Raw genomic sequence first — 20503 nt, forward strand, 5'->3', positions numbered from 1 at the left:
GTCACGTGATCAAATTATGATTATTGAAATAAGTATCGCTAAACTCCGGGTCGGTCACTATGTCGTAGACATAGTCAAGCAAAAAGCCAATTACGCATTAACTCAACCTGGCCATATTACAAGTAATAAGGCAATTGAGCATTTAAAAAATAAAGGCGTTGAAACGGTTTTAATCGATAAAAGTAAAACCAAATACTTAACAAAAAAACAATCTACCAGCAGCACAACTCAAGGTAGTGCGCCATTAATATTTGATGTTCGCAAAGCCAAAGAAATTTTTGATCAGTCAAAAGAAATTCAGCGGCAAGTATTTGCCGATGCTCAAGAGGGACTGGCGTTAGATCTGGAACCTATCGTTGATATTACCGATAAAACTATGGTGGAGATTTTTAAAAATTCAGATACCCTGGCTTGTGTTATCAACTTAAGAAATAAAGACGAATACCTGCTCGAGCATTCAGTGTCTGTATCAATTTTAATGACAATTTTTTCCCGTTTTTTAAAAATTGATAAAACCATTATTCAGCAACTTGCTATTGGCGCCTTCTTGCACGATGTTGGTAAAATCAAGGTCCCAAGTAATATTTTAAACAAGCCGGCAAAGTTAACCGAGCAAGAATTTGCCATTATGAGAACCCATGTTAATCACTCAATTAACACTATTGAGGCAACCCCCGGCATTTCAGAATTAAGCCTAGAAGTCGCAGCATTGCATCACGAAAAGCTCGACGGTAGCGGCTATCCGTTTAATTTGGCGGCAAAAGATATTTCCACCTACGGCAGGATGATCGCCATTTGTGACATTTTTGATGCCCTAACGGCTCACCGCTGTTATAAAAAGGGTTACAGTCACGTCAAAGCATTTACTATTTTACGTAACTTAGCGAGTAAACAACATTTAGATCAACGGCTAGTAGATCTCTTTATTAAATGTATGGGGGTTTATCCGGTAGGCTCTTTGGTGGAACTCAATTCAAAGCGGGTGGCAATCGTTGAACAGCGTAATATTGAAGATCCTATCAGCCCGAAAGTGCGTTCATTTTACAATGTAACCCATCATCACTATGTCATGACCGAAGACATTGATTTGGCTCATCATGATGACTATATAGTAAAAGGTGTCAGGGCCGATGATTTTGCTCTTGATATGAACAAAATCATCGAATTCCTATTAATGGAAGGCTAACGTTAGCCGTTATTTGCTAAAGTCGATCGCTGAATTAGCAGCAAAATAACTAAATAACGTATAAACAGCCGTTGCTTGCTTTAATCCTTCGGGTTCAATTTTATCTAATGTATCATTTTCCGTATGATGATAATCAAAATACCGGCTGCCATCTGGCGCGAAGTTAACGCTTGGCATACCTGCAGCACTTAACATTCCCATATCTGACTGTGCTTTGGCATTATTTTCCTTGATAAATTTAACGCCTAATGGCGCTAACACTTTACCAAGCTCTTCAGTCGCGGATAATGCTTGTGGCCCCATTCCGGTCGTCATTTGATAAATACCGCCGGTACCAAAATCCCATTCGGCACCAATCACATGATTCGCAATTTCATCTTTATGATCGATCATATACTGTTGAGCACCTAGCAAACCAACCTCTTCAGCAGCAAATAAAATCACACGAACCGTACGTTTAGGTCGATTAGCTAATGCTTTGATATGATGCGCCGCAGCCATAACTATGCCAACGCCCATGCCATCATCTAATGCGCCGGTACCGACATCCCAGCTATCTAAGTGAGCACCTATGGCTACGATTTGCTCCGGAAATTCACTACCAGTAATTTCTCCGATAACATTAGCAGAACGCGCTTTTACTTTTTCATCAGTACTCGGCGTTAACTTCAAATAAAGTTTCACCGCTTGCTCACGTTTTAATTGATTCACCAACATATCCGCATCGGGATTAGAAACGGCCGCTGCTGGCACCTTGGCAATACCATCCTGATAACGCATCACGCCGGTATGAGCGATACGATTATTGTCAGTACCAATTGAACGAATAATTATCGCTGATGCCCCTTTCTGCGCCGCAATCGATGCACCATTAACGCGTGCACCAACAGTTTCGCCATAGCCGTGGCCATCAATATGACGATCCATCCGTTTGGAAATAAAGGCAATCTTACCAGCAAGGCTATTATCAGGTGCCGCTTTTAATTCATCAAGTGATGCAAAATGGGCAATTTCTGCCGTTATCCCTTGTTCGCCCGTGCCGACTGAGCCACCAAGGGCAATCGCCACCAGTTTTTGCGGGTAAGGTGCGATAATTTGTGCTTCGGCCTGACCACGATGCCATAAAGTACCCGTGACTTCTTCCGTCCAAACCTTATCAAAACCTAACGCCTTCATTTTATTAACAGCCCATTGCACTGCTTTTTTATCTCCCTCAGAGCCCATCAAACGAGGACCCACTTCGGTAGTTAATGATTCGATCAACTGATAAGATAAATCTGAGTTCAATGATGTTGCTTTAAGCTGCTCCATTTGTGCTTGTTGCTGTTCTGACAAAGCATTCGCCCCAGCAACAGCTGAAAACAGCACACAACTACATAGCAAATTCATCAGCGTTTTATTATGGGCAGTAGGTATTAATTTCATAGTTATTCCACGTATTCTTTTAATTTATTGTTAGCTGCTTAGCCTGCGACTATACCAATTAAAACACAGTGCAGGCTAAAGCCAATGTTTCACTTACCAGTAAGCGAACTAAGCAGCAGATTTAATGCCTTTCATTCGCTTAACAAAAGTTAATTTATCCTGTTGCTTACGTTTATCCCGATTTCTATCTCTGAGCATAATCAAACAAGGAGTTAAAACTAATGTCAGCACTGTAGCAAAAGCCAGGCCGCCGGCAACAGCAGTCGCTAACTGAGTCCACCACTGCGTACTAGGTGCACCAAATACCGCCGTGCGATTAAAAAAGTCCAGATTGACCTGCAATACCATAGGTAACAATCCTAATATTGTGGTCACTGTGGTGAGCATCACCGGACGCAAACGCTGCGCGCCAGTTCTTAAAATCGCATCGATAGGCGAAAAGCCTTCTTTACGTAATACATTATAAGTGTCGATTAACACGATATTGTTATTCACCACAATACCCGCGAGAGAAATAACACCTATGCCGCCCATAACAATACCAAATGGTTTTTGTGCAATTAGCAAAGCGAGAAACACACCGACGGTAGAAAATATCACGGCACTTAAGATCAAAAAAGCCTGATAAAAACTATTAAATTGTGTCACTAAAATAATCGCCATGACAAATAGTGCAACACCAAAAGCATTAACCAGAAACTCTTGCGATTCCTGTTGATCCTGATTTTGTCCTTTAATACTCAGTTCCACCATAGGATCGATACCTAAGCTTGGAAATTTCGCTTCCAATGCTGGTAATTCAGTGAGTAACTGAGCGCCTGTGACTAGATTGGCCTGAATAGTTACCACTCGCTTGCCATCAGTACGATGTATGGTATCCACTTTAGGTGCCGCCTTACGTTCGACAAAACTACTGACTGGCACTAAGCCCGCCGCTGTTTTCACTCGTAAGGTATCTAAACGACCAATATTTCGTTTTTCTTGTGGAAAGCGCACCCGAATGTCTAACTCATCATCAACATCGTCTGGGCGATATTCCCCTAATTTCAAACCGTTAGTAACCATTTGTACCGTTGAGCCGACAATCGCTGCATCGGCACCATAAGTTGCAGCTTTAGAGCGATCAACCTTTAATTGCCATTCAATACCGGGTTTCGAACCTGAGTCTTCAATATCAGTAAACTTACCAGTCGTCACTAAGGCATTACGAATAGTTTTCACCGCACTATCAAGCTTTTCTGGGAATCGAGAACTAAGTTCTATCCGTAAGTCTTTACCATTTTGCGGTCCGTCTTCGTTCTTACGAACCTCCAGTTCAACCCCCGCTAAATCAGCAGTACGTTGATGAATCTCCGCTATAGTTTCATCAGACGGACGGCGATATTGCCAATTAACAAAGTTCACCTGAAAAGAGCCAACAATATCGTTACCACCTGTTAAGGTATATAACGTTTCGATTTCTTCCATATCGAGAACACGCTCCTCGATATCACGCATAATGACATCTTTTTCATGAACAGATAAATCGCCGTGCGAACGCACTACAATAGTCGCACTATTAGGCTCTATTTCTGGAAAAAACACCGCTCCTAATCCGGAAGCCCCATAGAGCCACATCACAATAAATGCCATCGCAAAAGTACCACCGACAATTTTCCACGGATGACGAATCGCCGTTTTCAATATGCTCACATACTTACCGGTAAAACCAGTTAAATGCTCTAAATCACCTTGTTCGGCTTTTGCTACTTGCTGCTTTTCTTGTTCACTGATCACTCGTGATTTACCAAAAACTGCGCCTATGGTGGGCACGAACACCAACGCCATCGCTAAAGAAGCACTAAGCACAGCAATTAAAGTGATAGGTAAGTACTTCATAAACTCCCCCATCATCCCTGGCCAGAACATCAGAGGTGCAAATGCAGCCAGTGTTGTTGCTGTTGACGCGATTATTGGCCATGCCATGCGTTTCGCTGCTACACCATAAGCTATGTGGCGTGGCTTACCTTCATTCATTTCCCGGTCAGCAAATTCTGTAACAACAATCGCGCCATCCACCAACATACCAACTGCCATAATCAAGCCAAATAGCACCACTATGTTGACGGTAAGTCCGGAAATCGCCAACACTAAAATGCCGGTTAGAAATGCTCCGGGTATTGCCAAACCAACCAACATTGCGGTGCGAGTGCCTAAAGCGGCTATCACTACGATCACCACTAAGAGTACCGCAGATAGTACGTTATTTTGTAAATCACTTAAGGTATCTTTAACATCAAGTGACTGATCACCAACATAATCTACCACCACCTGACTCGGCCAACGCTGGCGTTCTTGCTCAATCAACGTTTTAACGTTATCCACGGTATAAATAATGTTTTCGCCAGAACGCTTTTTCACCTCTAATGAAATCGATCGTTCGCCATTGAGCCGAGCAAAGGTTGTTGGATCTTTATAAGCACGTCTAACAGTTGAAACGTCCTGGAAAGTAATAACCCGATCACCATCGACTTTAATTGGCAATTCCAGTAAGTCCTGCACGGTTTCAAACACCGAAGGGACTTTAACGGCAAAACGTCCTTTGCCGGTATCCATAGTGCCGGCGGGAACGAGGCGGTTATTACGCTCAACCAGGTTATAAATGTCATTTTGATCTAGGCCATAGCTTTCCATTAACAGCGGATCGACGATGATTTCCACCATATCTTCACGATCGCCACCGATGTCTACCTCCAGCACTTCCTGCATGCCTTCAATCTTATCTTTTAGCTCGCGAGCCAAGGTCAATAAGCCTCGCTCGGTCACGGGTCCTGACAAAATCACAGTGACCGCAGGCACTTGATTCGCCATCGTCACTTCATGCACTTCCGGCTCTTCCGATTCTGCTGGTAATTTAGCTTTTGCTAACGTTACCTTATCCCTGACATCCGCTAGTGCTTCTTTTGGATCCATCCCAGCAAGAAACTCTAACGTCACCGAAGCATGGCCTTCACCAGCATTCGCTGTCATTTCCTTAATGCCAGCAATTGATTTAAGTTCTTTTTCCATCGGGCGTACTAACATTCGCTCAGCATCTTCTGGCGAAATTCCGTCGTGGACCATAGAAACATAAATGACCGGAATGGTAATATCCGGATTAGATTCTTTTGCAATATTGCTATAAGTAACTGCACCTGCAATCAGAAGTAACGCAAAAATCATGAGTACTGAACGAGTACGCGTAATTGCAGCATCAATAATGGTTCGCATCATAAATCCCTATTCATTCGTTGCCATCACGGCTTCAACCACATCGCCGTCACGGACAAATCCTTGTCCTAAAGTAATTATATTTGCCTGTTGACCTAGACCTGTTAACCATAGACCATCACTTTCACTTTTAACCACATTAATCGGTGTAAAAACAACTTTATCCTCGGCTACCGTTTTGACGCCAATATTACCTTTATCATCCAGCGCCAATAAAGCCGGAGAAATTTTAATCGCCGGCACTTGCTCTAGGGCAATATTCACTTCACTGCTTAAGCCCGCTAATAACTGATAATCGGCGTTATCTATCGTCACTTCAATTTTAAACGTATTAGTAGCTTCATTCGCGACACTGGCAATATATCTGACACGCCCCTGCACCGCCTGTTTATTTAACAGACTAATGTCCGCTGATTGGCCAACCGATAACTGAGCGATCTGATTCTCAGTAACATAGGCACGTACCACTAGCGGATCTAAATCAGCGATCATGGCGATATCATCACCGCTTTGCACATAATCTCCCTGTTCGACATAACGGGTATTTAATACACCATCGAATGGCGCTTTGATCACAGTATTTTCAATCGCTATCTGATAACGTTTAATATCTGCTTTAACGGCAGCAAGATTAGCCTGCGCACTACTGAGTTGTGCCTTCCCCTGATAGCCTTCAGCATTAAGCTTTTTCGCTCCCTGATATTCAATTTCTCGCTGTTTCAGTAAGGCCTGACTACGGGTTAACTGTGATTGCAAATCATTGAGCGCTAAACGGGCAATCACTTGCCCTTTAATTACTCGGGAACCACGCTGAGCGAGAACTTCTGTCACCTGCCCCGAAATTTCTGCTTTTAAAGTGGTGATACGATCAGGTTCAGTGCGGCCATATAGTTCCACCGTATCATGAACCTGAGTTGCTACTAACGTCTCTACTTTGACCTTAGGAATAACCGCTGATTGCTTCTCGGCCTTTGTAGGTATTTCTTTCGCTTGCATCACCCCAGATAACATCCACAGCACTAAAACTAACGTAATGAAAATTGCAATAACATAGGGACGCTCTGCCAACCATAGTCGTCCGCGTTGATACTGAGTCATAATTCTTCCTAAATTTAAAATTTTTATATCCAAAGGCGCGAACAATTATTGTACTTTGCCTACTACCCAATGTCTAAACTTCTAATGCAACAAGTTGTTAATATTCTGTGCCTGTTGTGATCAAATTAAGTTGTCGTTCAGGCATAAGTGTACGCCACCATTTATGCTTGCTATTCGGTTGATTTATAGAAACTTTTTTCCCAAATATCGGCGTAACTAATTTCACACTATGTTCCCAAGCTAGGTCACTGATCCGTTCTAATGGTTCAAACCAGTCGTGTAATGCCAAATCAAAGGTACTATTGTGAACAGGCAGCATAGCTTTACCCTGTAAATCAATATGAGCTTGTAAACTTTGCTCCGGCAACATATGAATATCACTCCATAGCCGGTTATAGGCACCAGTTTCTATCATGGTCACATCAAACGGACCATACTTATCACCTATCGTTTTAAAGCCTGAAAAATAACCACTATCACCGCTATAAAATAAATTACTCTCGTTACCTTGAATGACCCAACTCGCCCATAATGTTTGGTCTTTATCAAATACTCCCCTGCCAGAAAAATGCTGAGCCGGTGTTGCAACGATTTTGATATCGTCAATCGTTACTTCCTGCCACCAGTTCAATTCAGTCACGCGACTTGCTTCAACGCCCCACTTCGTTAAATAGTCACCAACTTTTAACGGCGTAACAAAGTGGTCCACTTTTGCTATCAATTGCTTAATAGAGTTTTTATCAAGGTGATCATAATGTTCATGACTGATGATAACTACCGAGATGTCTGGCAATTGCTCGATATCAATCGGGCTCTGATGAAACCTTTTTGGCCGCAACTTTTTCAGATGGAAAATGACTTTAATCAAGCGAAACAAGAGCATTTAGCACAAGAAACTGCGGCAATGTTTTTAGCGCGTTATAAAAAATAAAAGCCAGCAAATGCTGGCTTTTATTTAAAGAAATTCTAAATTAGATAGAAAATGAAGCCCCACAACCACAAGTGGTTGACGCATTCGGGTTATTGACTAAAAAACGACTTCCTTCCAGTCCTTCAACATAATCGACTTCGCCGTCAACCAAATACTGGAGGCTCATTGGATCAACCACCATAGTAACGCCTTGCTTTTCTATGGTCATATCACCGTCATTGACTTTTTCGTCAAAGGTGAAACCATACTGAAAACCAGAACAGCCGCCACCTGTTACATAGACACGTAACTTAAGGTTAGGGTTCTCTTCTTCAGTGATCAAGGCTAACACCTTGCTCGCCGCAGCATCAGAAAATTTAATTGGTAATTCAGTATCAGACATAAAGGGTGGTTCTCTTATAATAACAAGGGAATTATCTTAAACTTGACTAATTTAATCAAGTATTAGCGAAGTAGTTTGGGGATATTTTTCCATAACATTTTGCCATAAGTAATTTTCATCTATACGATAATATTTTTGCCACTTCCTTTTCGGCAATACCGCCGCCAACAATAATTGCTCCGGCTTAAAGTTTTCTGGTAAGGTAAACTCACCTTCAATAATTTGAAAATACTGAAAACTAAAGTTTAAATCTTCTTTTTTAATATTGGCTATTTTCTCTAACGCCAGTTTATACGGTTTTTCGTTTAAGCTACCCGCCAGAGAAAGCTCTATATAGCCTTTAGCATAGCGTTTTTTAACCCGTTGCTGCACTAACACCACCTGAAAACGGTAATGATCAAGGCTAGTTGTTGGCGAAATCACTACATTATCAATCACCAGGCCATCTGCTTGCTTTTCCGGTGCCATCACTTTTTCATAAAACGCCAATTCTTTTTTGACCTGAAAGTGCTGCTGTTCAATTTCTGTTAATAGCTTCTGTGATTTTTGACTGGCGAGACGCTCTACTTCCAGTTCAACTTCTAAGGTATTAATCCGTCTGACTTGCTCCGCTTGTGTAGCATAAAGGTTTTCCAGACGCTGTTGCTGCTGTGCAATAGTTTGCTGTTGGTAGCCATGAAAAAAGTTACCAATACGATAACCAGAAAATAACGAAATAACTATCAATAGTAACAATAAAATAGCTGAGCGAAACGTACCTAAACGTTTAACCACAGTATTTAAATTTATTTTTGCTAACCAACTCATTTGAAAAGTATTATGATATCCAACAACTAATAATCAACAGAGACACTGACATAAAGCAAAATCTTTATATGATGTCGTTAATCTCACTAAAAAAACGATTAGCCTTGCCAAAAACCTCATGGCAATTGTGCGTACTCGCCGCCATCGGTGGCGCGATGTCCGCATTACTGATCATCTTATTTACGCTTAGTATCAAAGCGCTACAACAATTTTACATCAGCGCAAAGGACGATTATACCACTTTAGATGCAGTAAGTCGTTTTGATTTACCAATTATTGGTGCTTTACTGATATTGATTTTTTCACGCTTCACCGGGTATCAGTATTTACGAACCGGTATTCCGTTTGTTTTACATCGCTTAAAAGTAGCCCACGGTATTATTCCGCTGCGTAATACTTTAAATCAGTTTGTCGGAACCGTCATTGCGTTAGCCTCTGGCTTTTCTGTTGGCCGTGAAGGTCCAGCCGTTCATTTAGGTGCTGCTTGTAGCAGCTATTTAGGCAGTGTATTAAAACTGCCTTATAACACCATCCGCACCTTATGTGCCTGTGGCATTGCCGCTGGAATATCGGCAAGTTTTAATACCCCGCTTGCCGCCGTTATTTTTGTTATGGAAGTCATTTTACGGGAATACAAGGTCCATATTTTTATTCCGGTGATGATAGCAGCCATTATCGGTTCCATGATTACGCAAAGTGTTTTCGGTCCCGCTCATGCTTTTGAATTTTTTGATAAAATTCAGATATCGATAGCAGAGTATCCGTTTATTGTCTTACTCGGCGTATTTATTGGCATACTTGCATTTGTTTTTAACCGCTACCTAACACTATTAATACAACATTCCAGCAATATTCATATTATTCCACGATTTTTAGTTGCTGCGTTTATTACCGGCTCATTAGGCTTTGCCATTCCATATGCCATGGGTTCAGATATTGGCGCAATTACTTTTTCCATTAACAATGAACAAACATTTGAACTCTTGTTTGGTCTGCTTATAGCAAAAATGCTAATGACAATTTCCGCTTTAGGTTTAGGTATTCCTGGTGGCATTATTGGGCCAATTATCAGTATCGGCGCGATTGCCGGTATTTGTGCATCGACTATAGCAGGTCATTTTATACCAAGTGAGCACTTACATACTGATTTTGCCTTAATGGGCATGGCAGGCTTTATGGCTGCGACTTTAAATGCGCCACTGGCAGCATTATTAGCAGTAGTGGAATTGTCCAACCAAATAGAAATTATTATCCCAGCATTAATTGTCATCACTTCATCTTGTGTTGTTTCCGGGCAATTTCTCAATAACCGTTCTGTCATTATTATGCAGCTGGAAGTACAAAACTTACTGTACCGTAAACCTCCCATTGAAAAATCTTTACAACGAATCGGGGTCATTGGCACCATGCAAGAAAACTTTACCTTGCATCAGCAGCTTAGTGCAGAGGATATTCTAGCGTCACCAGCCCTGAGAAACAGTCAAGATTTTATCATTAGCAAACAATCCGGTGATGACAATCCTTTTATTTGGTTTGAAATAACACAAGTCGAAGAACAGACAAACATTGTTGCTCATCAGTTGATCCCCTTATCTAGCCAGGCAACATTAGCAGAAGCCTATTTATTATTAGTGAAGTATCGACGTGGTGCGGTTGCTATTTATGGCGATACTCAGCATGAGCTTTTAGGGTTAGTCACCTTTGAGCAAATCCGTCAATATTTATTGGAAGGAAAAATAACCCCATGACCATTCTCTGGCTCAAAGCATTACACGTAAGTTTTATGGTTGCCTGGTTTGCTGGCATTTTTTATCTGCCGCGTCTGTTCGTTAATCACGCAGAAAGTGATGAGCCGAAAGTCATCGAACAACTCAAAGGCATGGAAAAACGCTTACTCTATTTTATCACCCCATTCGCACTACTTACTGTGCTATTTGGTAGCGCCCTGATTTATCAATATGGCTACGCTTGGTTTGTTGCTGCAAAATGGTTGCATGTCAAAATAACCTTAGTATTGGCACTCATTATTTATCATGGCTATTGTTTTAAACTGCTGAAAACCTTCCAAGCAGATCAGAATACTCGCTCTGGCAAGTTTTATCGCATTTTCAATGAAGTACCTGTACTAATTCTGTTTGCGGTAATTATTTTAGCTTACCTCAAGCCATTTTAATCATCAGATAGTGTTTTCTATATGTTTAGCTCGTTGCTAGCTGTTATGAAAAATGAAAATGTCAGTGAAATATCTACGGAAAATTTATTTGATATAAAATGTCTATATCAAGATAAATGCTATTTATTTTCACACCACAAACAGCGCTTTGAATTGACTAAATCATTAGTCAATTTGCTATTAGTTGTGCTATATTTCAGCCCCAAAATCAGCCGGTTTCAAGCTGCAAGTCATATTAATATTAGGTAAATTGTATGATGACCTTCGAAGGTAGCCATATTCTTTCTGTTTCACAGTTTGACCGTGAAGCTATTTCTAAAATTTTATCCATATCAGCGCAAATGGCGCCTTATGCGATGCGACAGAAACGTTGTCACGTGCTCGATGGTGCCATTTTAAACAATTTATTTTTTGAACCTAGCACCCGAACCCGGGTAAGCTTTGGTGCTGCTTTTAATTTATTGGGGGGCTTTGTCCGAGAAACCGTCGGTGAAGAAAACTCTTCATTAGCAAAAGGCGAGTCTTTATTTGATACTGCTCGTGTTATCAGTGGCTATTCCGACGTTATTGCCATGCGTCATCCGCAAATGCATTCGGTTAGCGAATTTGCCAAAGGTAGCAGCGTGCCGGTAATTAACGGTGGTGATGGAGCCAATGAGCATCCGACGCAAGCATTACTCGATCTATTTACCATTCAATCAGAAATGAAACCCCATGGTAAAACACTGGACGGTATCAATATGACCTTGATGGGCGATCTGAAACACGGCCGTACAGTTCATTCCTTATCTAAACTGTTGAGTCTTTATCAGAATGTAAAGGTAACTATGATAGCGCCGAACGCATTACAAATGCCAGATAACGTTATAGCAACACTTGAAGATGCCGGCCATCAAGTAATATTAAGTGATAAAATTGAAGGTAATCTGGCCTGTGATGTCATTTACCAAACCCGGATCCAGCAAGAAAGGTTCGCCAGCCCGGACGAGGCGGAATTGTATCGCGGCCACTTTAGCTTGAATAAAGAGGTGTATCGTCAGTACTGTAAAAACCATACCGTGATCATGCACCCACTTCCTCGTGACTCTCGCCCTGAAGCGAACGAATTAGATAATGATCTTAACGACCTGGAAAACCTAGCTATTTTCCGACAAGCACAAAATGGCGTGTTGGTACGTATGGCATTATTTGCTTTGACCTTAGGTGTTGAAGAGAAACTAAGCCAATACGAAAAGTCGGTTTGCTGGTATAGCGCTAAAGCGTTATCACTGTAATAAAAAATAAATCACAAGGCAAAATAATGGATAAATCACAGCAACTATTTAATCACGCGCAAGAAATTATTCCTGGTGGCGTTAACTCTCCTGTTCGAGCCTTTAACGGTGTCGGCGGTACTCCTTGTTTTATTAAACGCGCCCAAGGTGCCTATATTTATGATGCCAATGATAAAGCCTATATTGATTACGTTGGTTCCTGGGGCCCAATGATTCTCGGTCACAACCACCCTGCTATCCTAGATGCAGTGATCTCGACTGCTAAAAATGGCTTAAGTTTTGGCGCACCAACCGAACTTGAAATCACAATGGCAGAAAAAGTACGCGAGCTGGTACCGTCAATGGAAAAGCTGCGTATGGTCAGTTCTGGTACAGAAGCAACTATGAGTGCCATTCGCCTCGCTCGCGGCTACACCGGGCGCGATAAGATATTAAAATTTGAAGGCTGTTATCACGGCCATGCCGACTCATTATTAGTTAAAGCCGGTTCAGGTGCATTAACTATGGGGGTACCAAATTCTCCCGGTATTCCAGAAGACTTTGCTAAGCACACCTTAACTGTTACCTATAACGACATCGAGCAGGTTAAGCAGATTTTTGCCGAAATAGGCGAACAAATAGCTTGTATCATAGTCGAACCTGTTGCCGGTAATATGAACTGTATTCCACCAGTAGAAGGGTTTCTTGAAGGCTTACGCGACGTTTGTGACCAATACCAGTCAGTATTAATTTTCGATGAAGTTATGACAGGTTTCCGAGTCGCCTTAGGTGGCGCTCAAGCATATTACAATATCAAACCGGATCTCACCACCTTAGGTAAAGTGATTGGCGGTGGTATGCCAGTGGGTGCCTTTGGCGGTAAAAAAGAAATTATGGATTACATCGCACCAATCGGCCCTGTCTATCAAGCAGGTACATTATCAGGTAACCCTATTGCTATGGCTGCCGGTTTAGCGTCACTGAACGAACTAAGCCAGGGTGAAAAACACCAACAACTGGCGCAAGCCACTGAAAAGCTGGCGATGGGTTTTAAAGCGGCAGCCGAGCGCAATGGTGTGTCGTTATCGATTAACTATGTTGGTGCTATGTTTGGTTTTTTCTTCACTGAAGAAGAAAAAGTGACAACATTTGACCAAGCAACCGCCTGTGATGCGGAAAAATTCAAACGTTTTTTCCATTTAATGCTTGAAGAGGGGGTTTATTTAGCGCCTTCAGCGTTTGAAGCAAGCTTTTTATCAACTGCGCATACTAATGAAGAGATTGAAAAAACCCTCGCTGCGGCTGATCGCTGCTTCGCTCAACTCTAAAAATTAGGCAAAATAAAAGCCGCTTTACCTAAGTAAAACGGCGATATAATAACTGATACCAATTTGACAAATGATTTAGTCAAATTGGTATTATTGCTTAACTCACTTTTACCGTAGACAACTCTTGTTGTAACCAATCAAATGCTTGTTGCCAGCCTAACTCTAGCCCCGAGAATAATCGATAGTTCCATTGATCAAGCGAGCGGATTTGATAAAGGTTCTCACTGATCGCCTTACTACATTCAGAATAGTAAACAAACGCAATCGCCTTCAAGTGTTGATATGAAGCTATACTCAATTTCGCTTCATAACTGTAGGTGTAATTATTGACCCGGTTAATTAACATGCCAAACGCTTCTTTAAAATGATCTTCAATAAAGTGATGACACTCATCGATCATTTCTAATGACATTTCAATCCCTTCATCAACGACTACCTCTACAATGTTGTCAGAAAGTATATTGAAATATGCAAAACTTAAGCGATGTTTCATACGCACTCCCCATAAATAGTTGTAGATGTAGATAGTAATTATTATTTATTGTGTTGCTCTGCACACTTTTTAACTCTAGTGCCAGATAGGGGAAAACACAAATAGACAAAACAATGAAATAGTAAGGATAAGCTAAGTTAACTTACAATCAACTTAGCTAAACAAATGATAATAAGGGCTAAATCTTGAAATGTTTATTGCCGTATTTTCTAGCAAATTTAACTAATGGCACATCATTACAGGTAATACTTTCATAGTAACTTTTTGGACGGTTAAGCTCAGCTTTTACCGCATAAAACTTGTCACTGGAATGAGCAGCGGCAATACATAATTCAGCTTCAATCGAGCCGGTAGTATTATCAAATGAAAAGACCTTCACTTGAGATGCATCCATACTTTTACGATATTTTTTCGCAAATTTGTCTATTGGTAAACCATTACAGCTAAACTGGCTTACTTGAATATTAGAATATTTATATTCCTTAGCTTTCGCTTTTAGCGCTTGATCTGAAACTGTTGCTGCAATACAAATTTCAGTATTAATAGAATTGTCGGCATTAACAAACTCAACCGCTTGTACAGCACCGATAGACCAAAGCATTAATACTAGGGTCTGTAAAATTTTAGTATTCATAATATGTTTTACCTATTAAATAGTTATGGGATTACAAAAAGTTATAATTTTTCCCTTATAAAGGTAGAACAAAAATACCGAGTGTAAAGCTTAGTGATAATGCTCCTTGATCAGTATCAAAAATAGCCCAAAAAAAAACCGACATAATGTCGGCTTTATCTTCTATATCATTGATTAGCTTAATACTGAAACTTTACGTCGTGTTAAAGCGAAACCTAATAAACTAAGAAAAAGTAATGGTAACGAAGCAGGTGCTGGAACATCAACCGGCTCAGAAACTTCCCTAACATAAAACGTATCGCAAGGCGTGCTACCAGTACAGGCAAGTCCATTCCCATACGACATCATGTTAGGTCCCGACATAATGTAACCATCCGAAAGATCCCACGTATTAACGCCAACTTCTGCTGGAGCATTCCAATAGGCTGTCGATTCTATCGGATCACCACTATTGAGAAATAGGTTCACTAAGTTTTCAAATAAATAATCAAGCTCAGCAGTCGTAGCGAAGCGCCATCCATCATGAAACGAAGGAAGTTCCGGAGCCAATATACTACCGGTTCCCCACCTCGATGCCCATGTCCAATCGACACCCGCTGACGTTATATAGGTATCACTTGGTAAATCAGTGATTAAAGCTGCATCAGAGCTTGCATTAAAAAAAAGCATAAATACGGCTAATAAAGCTATTATTGAATTTTTCATGTTACACCCTAGCTTTTCGGTTTACATTCATTAGTGCATCTATGATGCCAATACTATTAACTCTATAAGATATAAAAATAATCACATTAAAACTTTGTTAAAAATTAGCTTGTTGTAAATAAACCTGACACTTTGTCAATTATGACATCGAATAGAAAGTTTCTTCAGATATCAGCCCAATAACTACATAAAGCGAAACTTATATTACCTAATATCACCACTAAAAAAATAAAAAAAAGCCGACATAATGTCGGCTTTTCGCATAAAGCAGTAAAGATTAACGTTTTGAGAATTGAGGCTTTTTACGAGCCTTGTGTAAACCAACTTTCTTACGTTCAACTTTACGCGCATCACGAGTAACGAAACCAGCTTTACGTAGATCGCTACGTAAAGATTCGTCGAACTGCATTAATGCACGTGTAATACCGTGACGGATAGCACCCGCTTGACCAGAAATACCACCACCAACAACAGTGATGTTAAAGTCAAACTTTTCTAACATTTCAACTAACTCTAATGGTTGACGAACAACCATACGAGCAGTTTCACGACCGAAGTACTCAGAAATGTCACGTTTGTTAATTGTGATTGCACCGTTACCAGCTTTCATAAACACACGAGCAGTTGAGCTCTTGCGACGACCAGTACCGTAATATTGATTATCAGCCATTGCTTACAGCTCCAAAAGTTGTGGTTGTTGTGCAGCATGCTTGTGCTCAGCACCAGCATACACTTTAAGCTTACGGTACATTTCACGACCTAAAGGACCTTTAGGTAACATACCTTTAACAGCAAATTCAATCGCACGCTCTGGCGCTTTATCAATTAACTTTTCAAAGCTAATTTGCTTAAGACCACCAGGGAATTCAGTATGCGAGTAGTAAATTTTACCTTTCGCTTTATTACCAGTTACTTTTACTTTCTCAGCATTGATAACAACGATGTAATCACCAGTATCACAGTGAGGAGTATATTCTGGTTTATGCTTACCGCGTAGACGGCTTGCAATTTCAGTAGCGATACGACCAAGAGTTTTATTCTCAGCGTCCACTAAAAACCATTCGCGTTGTACGCTTTCTGGCTTAGCTACAAAAGTTTTCATTTAAAAAACCCAATATTAAAATGTTACTAAAAAATAATCGTATGATTATCAGTTAAAAGACTACGCTTTTACCCCTTCGAGTATCGAGTCTTGTGTCTATATCTTGGGAGATAATAGACATTTGTAACGTCAGGGAGCGCGCATTATACAGAAGAATCTCCAAGAGATCACGTATAATTTTTAATCTTTTTCTCTGTTTACGCCTTTAATATCACTATAAAAATAAAATATCTGGGTGATCAATTATCCCAATGGCTTCAGCGGTTAACGCCGCCTGGCGTTCCTGCTCCGTTAAAATGCCTACAAATGGCGTTTGTCGCCTTAATCGTTTCATTTTATTTGAGTTTTCTAATACGCCATCGTTAAATGCCTGGCTGTCATTGACATTTTCTAATAAACACAACCAGTGTAGATAGTCACTATATCCAATACGTCCTTGTTCTCTAAAGTCTGCCAACTTAGCGATAACCTGTTGGGTCAATTGAGGTTGTTTAATAATTTTATTAGTCATAGCCCGATGCAACAGCCAAATTTGTTTATCAATATATTCATCTTTAATCGACCGTTTTGATAGACGATATTGCCGCTTTTTATTGCGCTTTAGCGGGTGAGAATGCATATAAATTTCCTCAATGAAAATCCCTTGAGGCACAAGATAGTGCCTGATAATGCTCTGATAAATCTGTTAACCGACCAGCAACAACATGCACCACTTGTTGCTCTTTTTCGACAATGCCATGTATTTGTAATATTTTAGCTGATAAAAAACTTTGCTTTTGTGCTCTTGCCGTTGCCATCCACACCACCACGTTGATATTTCCAGTTTCATCTTCCAAAGTGACAAAAGTCACTCCCGCCGCAGTACCAGGACTTTGTCTTCCTGTCACTACACCAACAACAGAAACTACCGATTTGTCAGGTTGTAAAATCAGTTGCTCCGCCGTAATGCTGTGCCGTGAGATACCTGAGGCTTTTAATAGCGCAATTGGATGTTGAGTTAAACAGACCCCGGTCGAGGCATAGTCTTCCAGCAAGTTATCATAATCAGTGGGCAATAACGGATATTGTTCCTCTAGCGAAGTATGCTGCATTTCAGGCTTTTGCATTAGTAATGGCAAACGATGATGGCTATTCATTAAATGCCATCTAGCCTGATAACGGTTATCAGCTAAGCAGCGAAAACAATTGGCACTTGCCAGAGCTTGCAAATCCGTTGCTTTTAACCCTAGACGATTAATATCAACAAAATTTTGATAACCCAACTTGGGCCTTTGCTGCACAATTAAAGTACCGTTTCGTTCACTAATACCTTTAACCTGTTGCAGTCCTAATTGCAGCGAAAGTCCCTGCTCTGTACGCACCAATGTATGTTGCCATTGAGATTGGTTAACACAAACAGGCCGTACTTCAACCTGATGGCGTTGTGCATCCTGAATCAATTGCGACGGAGAATAAAACCCCATAGGTAAGCTGTTTAACAAGCTACAATAAAATACCGCCGGATAATAATATTTTAACCAGGCAGAAACATAAGCTAACACGGCAAAACTGGCTGAATGAGATTCAGGAAAGCCATATTCACCAAAACCTAATATTTGTTCAAAAATACGTTCAGCAAATGCGACATCATAGCCTCTTTCCTCCATACCATTTATCAGCTTATTTCGAAAACGATTAAGTTCGCCGTTTTTTTTCCATTTCCCCATGGCACGTCGTAACTGATCCGCTTCCCCACCGCTAAATCCAGCAGCTACCATCGCCAGTTTAATCACTTGCTCCTGGAAAATAGGTACTCCTAATGTTCTTGAAAGTACATCCTTAACCGCTTCAGAGGGATAATCTATCGCCTCAATGCCATCACGCCTTTTCAAATACGGATGCACCATTCCCCCTTGAATTGGCCCCGGTCTGACTATCGCTATCTGGATCACTAAATCATAATAATTTTTAGGTTTGAGCCGAGGTAACATACTCATTTGAGCACGAGATTCTATCTGGAATATACCAACAGTATCTGCCTGCTGGATCATTTGATAAACCTGAGGGTCATCAGGAAAGCCAGTGATCTGCGCAATCGATAATTGCTGCTGATAATGCAAATGTATCTGCTCAAACGCTTGACGAATAGCGGTTAACATACCTAACGCAAGTACATCCACCTTTAATAAGTGCAACGCTTCTAAGTCATCCTTATCCCACTGGATCACAGTACGCTCAGCCATGGCAGCATTTTCAACCGCTACTAGTTCATACAAAGGGCCGGCAGAAATCACAAAGCCTCCGACATGTTGTGACAAATGTCTTGGCACCCCTTTAATTTGCTCGACCAGTTCAATAAATTGCTGCGCTTTCTTACTTTCTAAATCCAGCCCTAGCTGTGCTATCTGGCTATACCAGGGAGATTGCTGATCTCGGCGGTTAATACTTTTAATAAAAAACTCAAGCTGAGTGATATTGAAACCAAGCGCCTTCCCCACTGCTCGGATTGCACTTTTCAAACGATAAGTTACTACAGTTGCTGCCAGTGCCGTGCGCTCTCGACCATATTTCTGATAAATATACTGAAACACTTCTTCTCTGCGCTGATGTTCAAAATCAACATCTATATCTGGTGGCTCTTGGCGTTCCAGGGAAATAAAACGTTCAAATAACACTGAAATTTGTCTCGGATCGACAGCGGTAATTTCTAAGCAATAGCAAACAATGGAATTAGCTGAAGATCCCCGGCCCTGATATAAAATGCCTTGGCGTTTAGCAAACTGAACGATGTCATAGATGGTGATAAAAAAGTGCTCATAGTTCATTTGCTCAATCAAATTAAGCTCTTTAGCAATAATTTGCTCGATATCCGCAGGCACCCCGGTGGTGAAGCGACGTTTCTTCCCCTGTTCAACCAATATTCTCAAATAAGTGATAGGGGTGTACTCGTCAGGTATCAGCTCTGCCGGATACTGATATCGCAACTCGGATAAACAAAAATGGCATTGTTTAGCGATTACCACAGACTCAGCAAGTAAGCCTGGATCAAATAGCCGAGCCATTTGCTCCAAAGGGCGAAGCGAACGCTCGGCATTACTCAGTAATTGATGCCCCAACTTATCGACACTTTTACCGTAGCGAATCGCACTAAGTACTTGTTGAAGAGGTAAATTTGCTTTATCACTCATCAACACATTACCGGTGGCAACAATCGGCACATTATACTGCTGTGCTAATTGCTGACACTGTAATAAATATTGCTTTTCTTGCGACGCCAGCTGTCGAAAAGCAGCCAGCCATAATCGCCCGTGATGATAACGCTTAAACCATTGCAGCCAAACTATATCCCGTTTTTTGTCACCACTTGCAAGCCACAGTAAGAAACAATATTTCAATGAATTAATATCCCAGTCCGTTAAACGATAATGTCCTTTAGTACAGCGTCGGCGACTGTTAGTGATCACTCGGCACAATTCGGCATATGCCTGACGATTAGGACAAAGTAGTACCAACTCAGTCGCGCACTGATCACGCTGAAAAGTAAAACGGGCACCGACAATAAGCTTTAGTGCCAACTGATGCTGCTGAATGTAACGATGCGCTTTGACTACACCGGCTACTGAGCATTCATCTGTGATCGCAATAGCCTGATAATTATAAGCCTGTGCTTGACGAACTAATGCTTCAGGACTTGAAGCGCCATGCAAAAAAGAATAGTAACTTTGGCAAATTAATTCTGCATATTGCATCTTAACCAC

General features: G+C 41.0%; 19 protein-coding genes. 6 read left to right on the forward strand and 13 right to left on the reverse strand.

Annotation, left to right across the window (positions count from 1 at the left end; all coding sequences use genetic code 11):
• The first annotated feature begins 16 nt into the window (after positions 1–16).
• Complete coding sequence (locus QQK06_RS06140; protein ID WP_284243789.1) at positions 17–1186, forward strand: cyclic di-GMP phosphodiesterase; 1170 nt, start codon at positions 17–19, stop codon at positions 1184–1186.
• Between the two features lie 9 nt (positions 1187–1195).
• On the opposite strand, the gene QQK06_RS06145 is transcribed toward QQK06_RS06140, so the two are convergent.
• The 4 genes from QQK06_RS06145 to QQK06_RS06160 form a co-directional block, all read right to left on the reverse strand.
• A complete protein-coding gene (locus QQK06_RS06145) occupies positions 1196–2611 on the reverse strand; it encodes a M20/M25/M40 family metallo-hydrolase (RefSeq protein ID WP_284243790.1) in 1416 nt (471 codons plus the stop codon).
• A 108-nt stretch (positions 2612–2719) separates the two neighbouring features.
• Positions 2720–5860 carry an efflux RND transporter permease subunit gene (locus QQK06_RS06150; RefSeq protein WP_284246587.1) on the reverse strand — a complete coding sequence of 1047 codons (3141 nt, stop codon included), beginning with the start codon at positions 5858–5860 and terminating at the stop codon, positions 2720–2722.
• Between the two features lie 9 nt (positions 5861–5869).
• A complete protein-coding gene (locus QQK06_RS06155; RefSeq protein WP_284243791.1) occupies positions 5870–6958 on the reverse strand; it encodes an efflux RND transporter periplasmic adaptor subunit in 1089 nt (362 codons plus the stop codon).
• Between the two features lie 97 nt (positions 6959–7055).
• Positions 7056–7796 (reverse strand): MBL fold metallo-hydrolase, encoded by a 741-nt coding sequence (locus QQK06_RS06160; protein WP_284243792.1) that lies wholly within the window; start codon positions 7794–7796, stop codon positions 7056–7058.
• On the opposite strand from QQK06_RS06160, the gene QQK06_RS06165 reads away from it, so the two are divergent.
• The gene (locus QQK06_RS06165; RefSeq protein ID WP_284243793.1) at positions 7713–7889 is read left to right on the forward strand and encodes a TetR/AcrR family transcriptional regulator C-terminal domain-containing protein; all 177 of its coding nucleotides are present in this window, start codon (positions 7713–7715) and stop codon (positions 7887–7889) included. The two genes, QQK06_RS06160 and QQK06_RS06165, sit on opposite strands and share 84 nt — an antisense overlap.
• 40 nt (positions 7890–7929) lie before the next feature.
• Here QQK06_RS06165 and erpA read toward each other — a convergent pair whose 3' ends face one another.
• Positions 7930–8271, reverse strand: coding sequence for an iron-sulfur cluster insertion protein ErpA (gene erpA / locus QQK06_RS06170; RefSeq protein WP_284243794.1), 342 nt, complete (start codon positions 8269–8271; stop codon positions 7930–7932).
• Between the two features lie 51 nt (positions 8272–8322).
• Positions 8323–9078, reverse strand: coding sequence for a DUF6776 family protein (locus QQK06_RS06175; RefSeq protein ID WP_284243795.1), 756 nt, complete (start codon positions 9076–9078; stop codon positions 8323–8325).
• 68 nt (positions 9079–9146) lie between these two features.
• Here QQK06_RS06175 and QQK06_RS06180 point away from each other — a divergent pair, with 68 nt between their 5' ends.
• From QQK06_RS06180 to hemL, 4 genes are all read left to right on the forward strand, one after another.
• Positions 9147–10826, forward strand: a complete 1680-nt coding sequence (locus tag QQK06_RS06180) for a chloride channel protein (RefSeq protein WP_284243796.1) — start codon at positions 9147–9149, stop codon at positions 10824–10826.
• A complete protein-coding gene (locus QQK06_RS06185; protein WP_284243797.1) occupies positions 10823–11251 on the forward strand; it encodes a CopD family protein in 429 nt (142 codons plus the stop codon). The genes QQK06_RS06180 and QQK06_RS06185 overlap by 4 nt, the downstream gene beginning before the upstream one ends.
• A 254-nt stretch (positions 11252–11505) precedes the next feature.
• A complete protein-coding gene (locus tag QQK06_RS06190; RefSeq protein ID WP_284243798.1) occupies positions 11506–12525 on the forward strand; it encodes an aspartate carbamoyltransferase in 1020 nt (339 codons plus the stop codon).
• Between the two features lie 26 nt (positions 12526–12551).
• Positions 12552–13832 carry a glutamate-1-semialdehyde 2,1-aminomutase gene (gene hemL, locus QQK06_RS06195; protein ID WP_284243799.1) on the forward strand — a complete coding sequence of 427 codons (1281 nt, stop codon included), beginning with the start codon at positions 12552–12554 and terminating at the stop codon, positions 13830–13832.
• 97 nt (positions 13833–13929) lie between these two features.
• On the opposite strand, the gene QQK06_RS06200 is transcribed toward hemL, so the two are convergent.
• The 7 genes from QQK06_RS06200 to QQK06_RS06230 all read right to left on the reverse strand — a co-directional run bounded on the left by QQK06_RS06200 (position 13930) and on the right by QQK06_RS06230 (position 20494).
• Positions 13930–14325, reverse strand: coding sequence for a hypothetical protein (locus QQK06_RS06200; RefSeq protein ID WP_284243800.1), 396 nt, complete (start codon positions 14323–14325; stop codon positions 13930–13932).
• 178 nt (positions 14326–14503) lie between these two features.
• On the reverse strand, positions 14504–14959 hold the full coding sequence (locus QQK06_RS06205; RefSeq protein ID WP_284243801.1) for a hypothetical protein: 456 nt from the start codon (positions 14957–14959) through the stop codon (positions 14504–14506).
• 174 nt (positions 14960–15133) lie between these two features.
• The gene (locus tag QQK06_RS06210) at positions 15134–15664 is read right to left on the reverse strand and encodes a PEP-CTERM sorting domain-containing protein (RefSeq protein WP_284243802.1); all 531 of its coding nucleotides are present in this window, start codon (positions 15662–15664) and stop codon (positions 15134–15136) included.
• Positions 15665–15941: 277 nt separating this feature from the next.
• Positions 15942–16334: a 30S ribosomal protein S9 gene (rpsI, locus tag QQK06_RS06215; protein ID WP_284243803.1), complete on the reverse strand. Its 393-nt coding sequence runs from the start codon at positions 16332–16334 to the stop codon at positions 15942–15944.
• A gap of 3 nt (positions 16335–16337) precedes the next feature.
• Complete coding sequence (rplM, locus tag QQK06_RS06220; RefSeq protein WP_206485175.1) at positions 16338–16766, reverse strand: 50S ribosomal protein L13; 429 nt, start codon at positions 16764–16766, stop codon at positions 16338–16340.
• A gap of 214 nt (positions 16767–16980) precedes the next feature.
• A complete protein-coding gene (locus tag QQK06_RS06225) occupies positions 16981–17385 on the reverse strand; it encodes a hypothetical protein (RefSeq protein WP_284243804.1) in 405 nt (134 codons plus the stop codon).
• Between the two features lie 10 nt (positions 17386–17395).
• Complete coding sequence (locus QQK06_RS06230; protein WP_284243805.1) at positions 17396–20494, reverse strand: error-prone DNA polymerase; 3099 nt, start codon at positions 20492–20494, stop codon at positions 17396–17398.
• Positions 20495–20503: the final 9 nt, after the last annotated feature.

Origin of the sequence: Thalassotalea insulae (assembly GCF_030161395.1) — a bacterium.
Taxonomy (GTDB): Bacteria; Pseudomonadota; Gammaproteobacteria; order Enterobacterales; family Alteromonadaceae; genus Thalassotalea_E; species Thalassotalea_E insulae.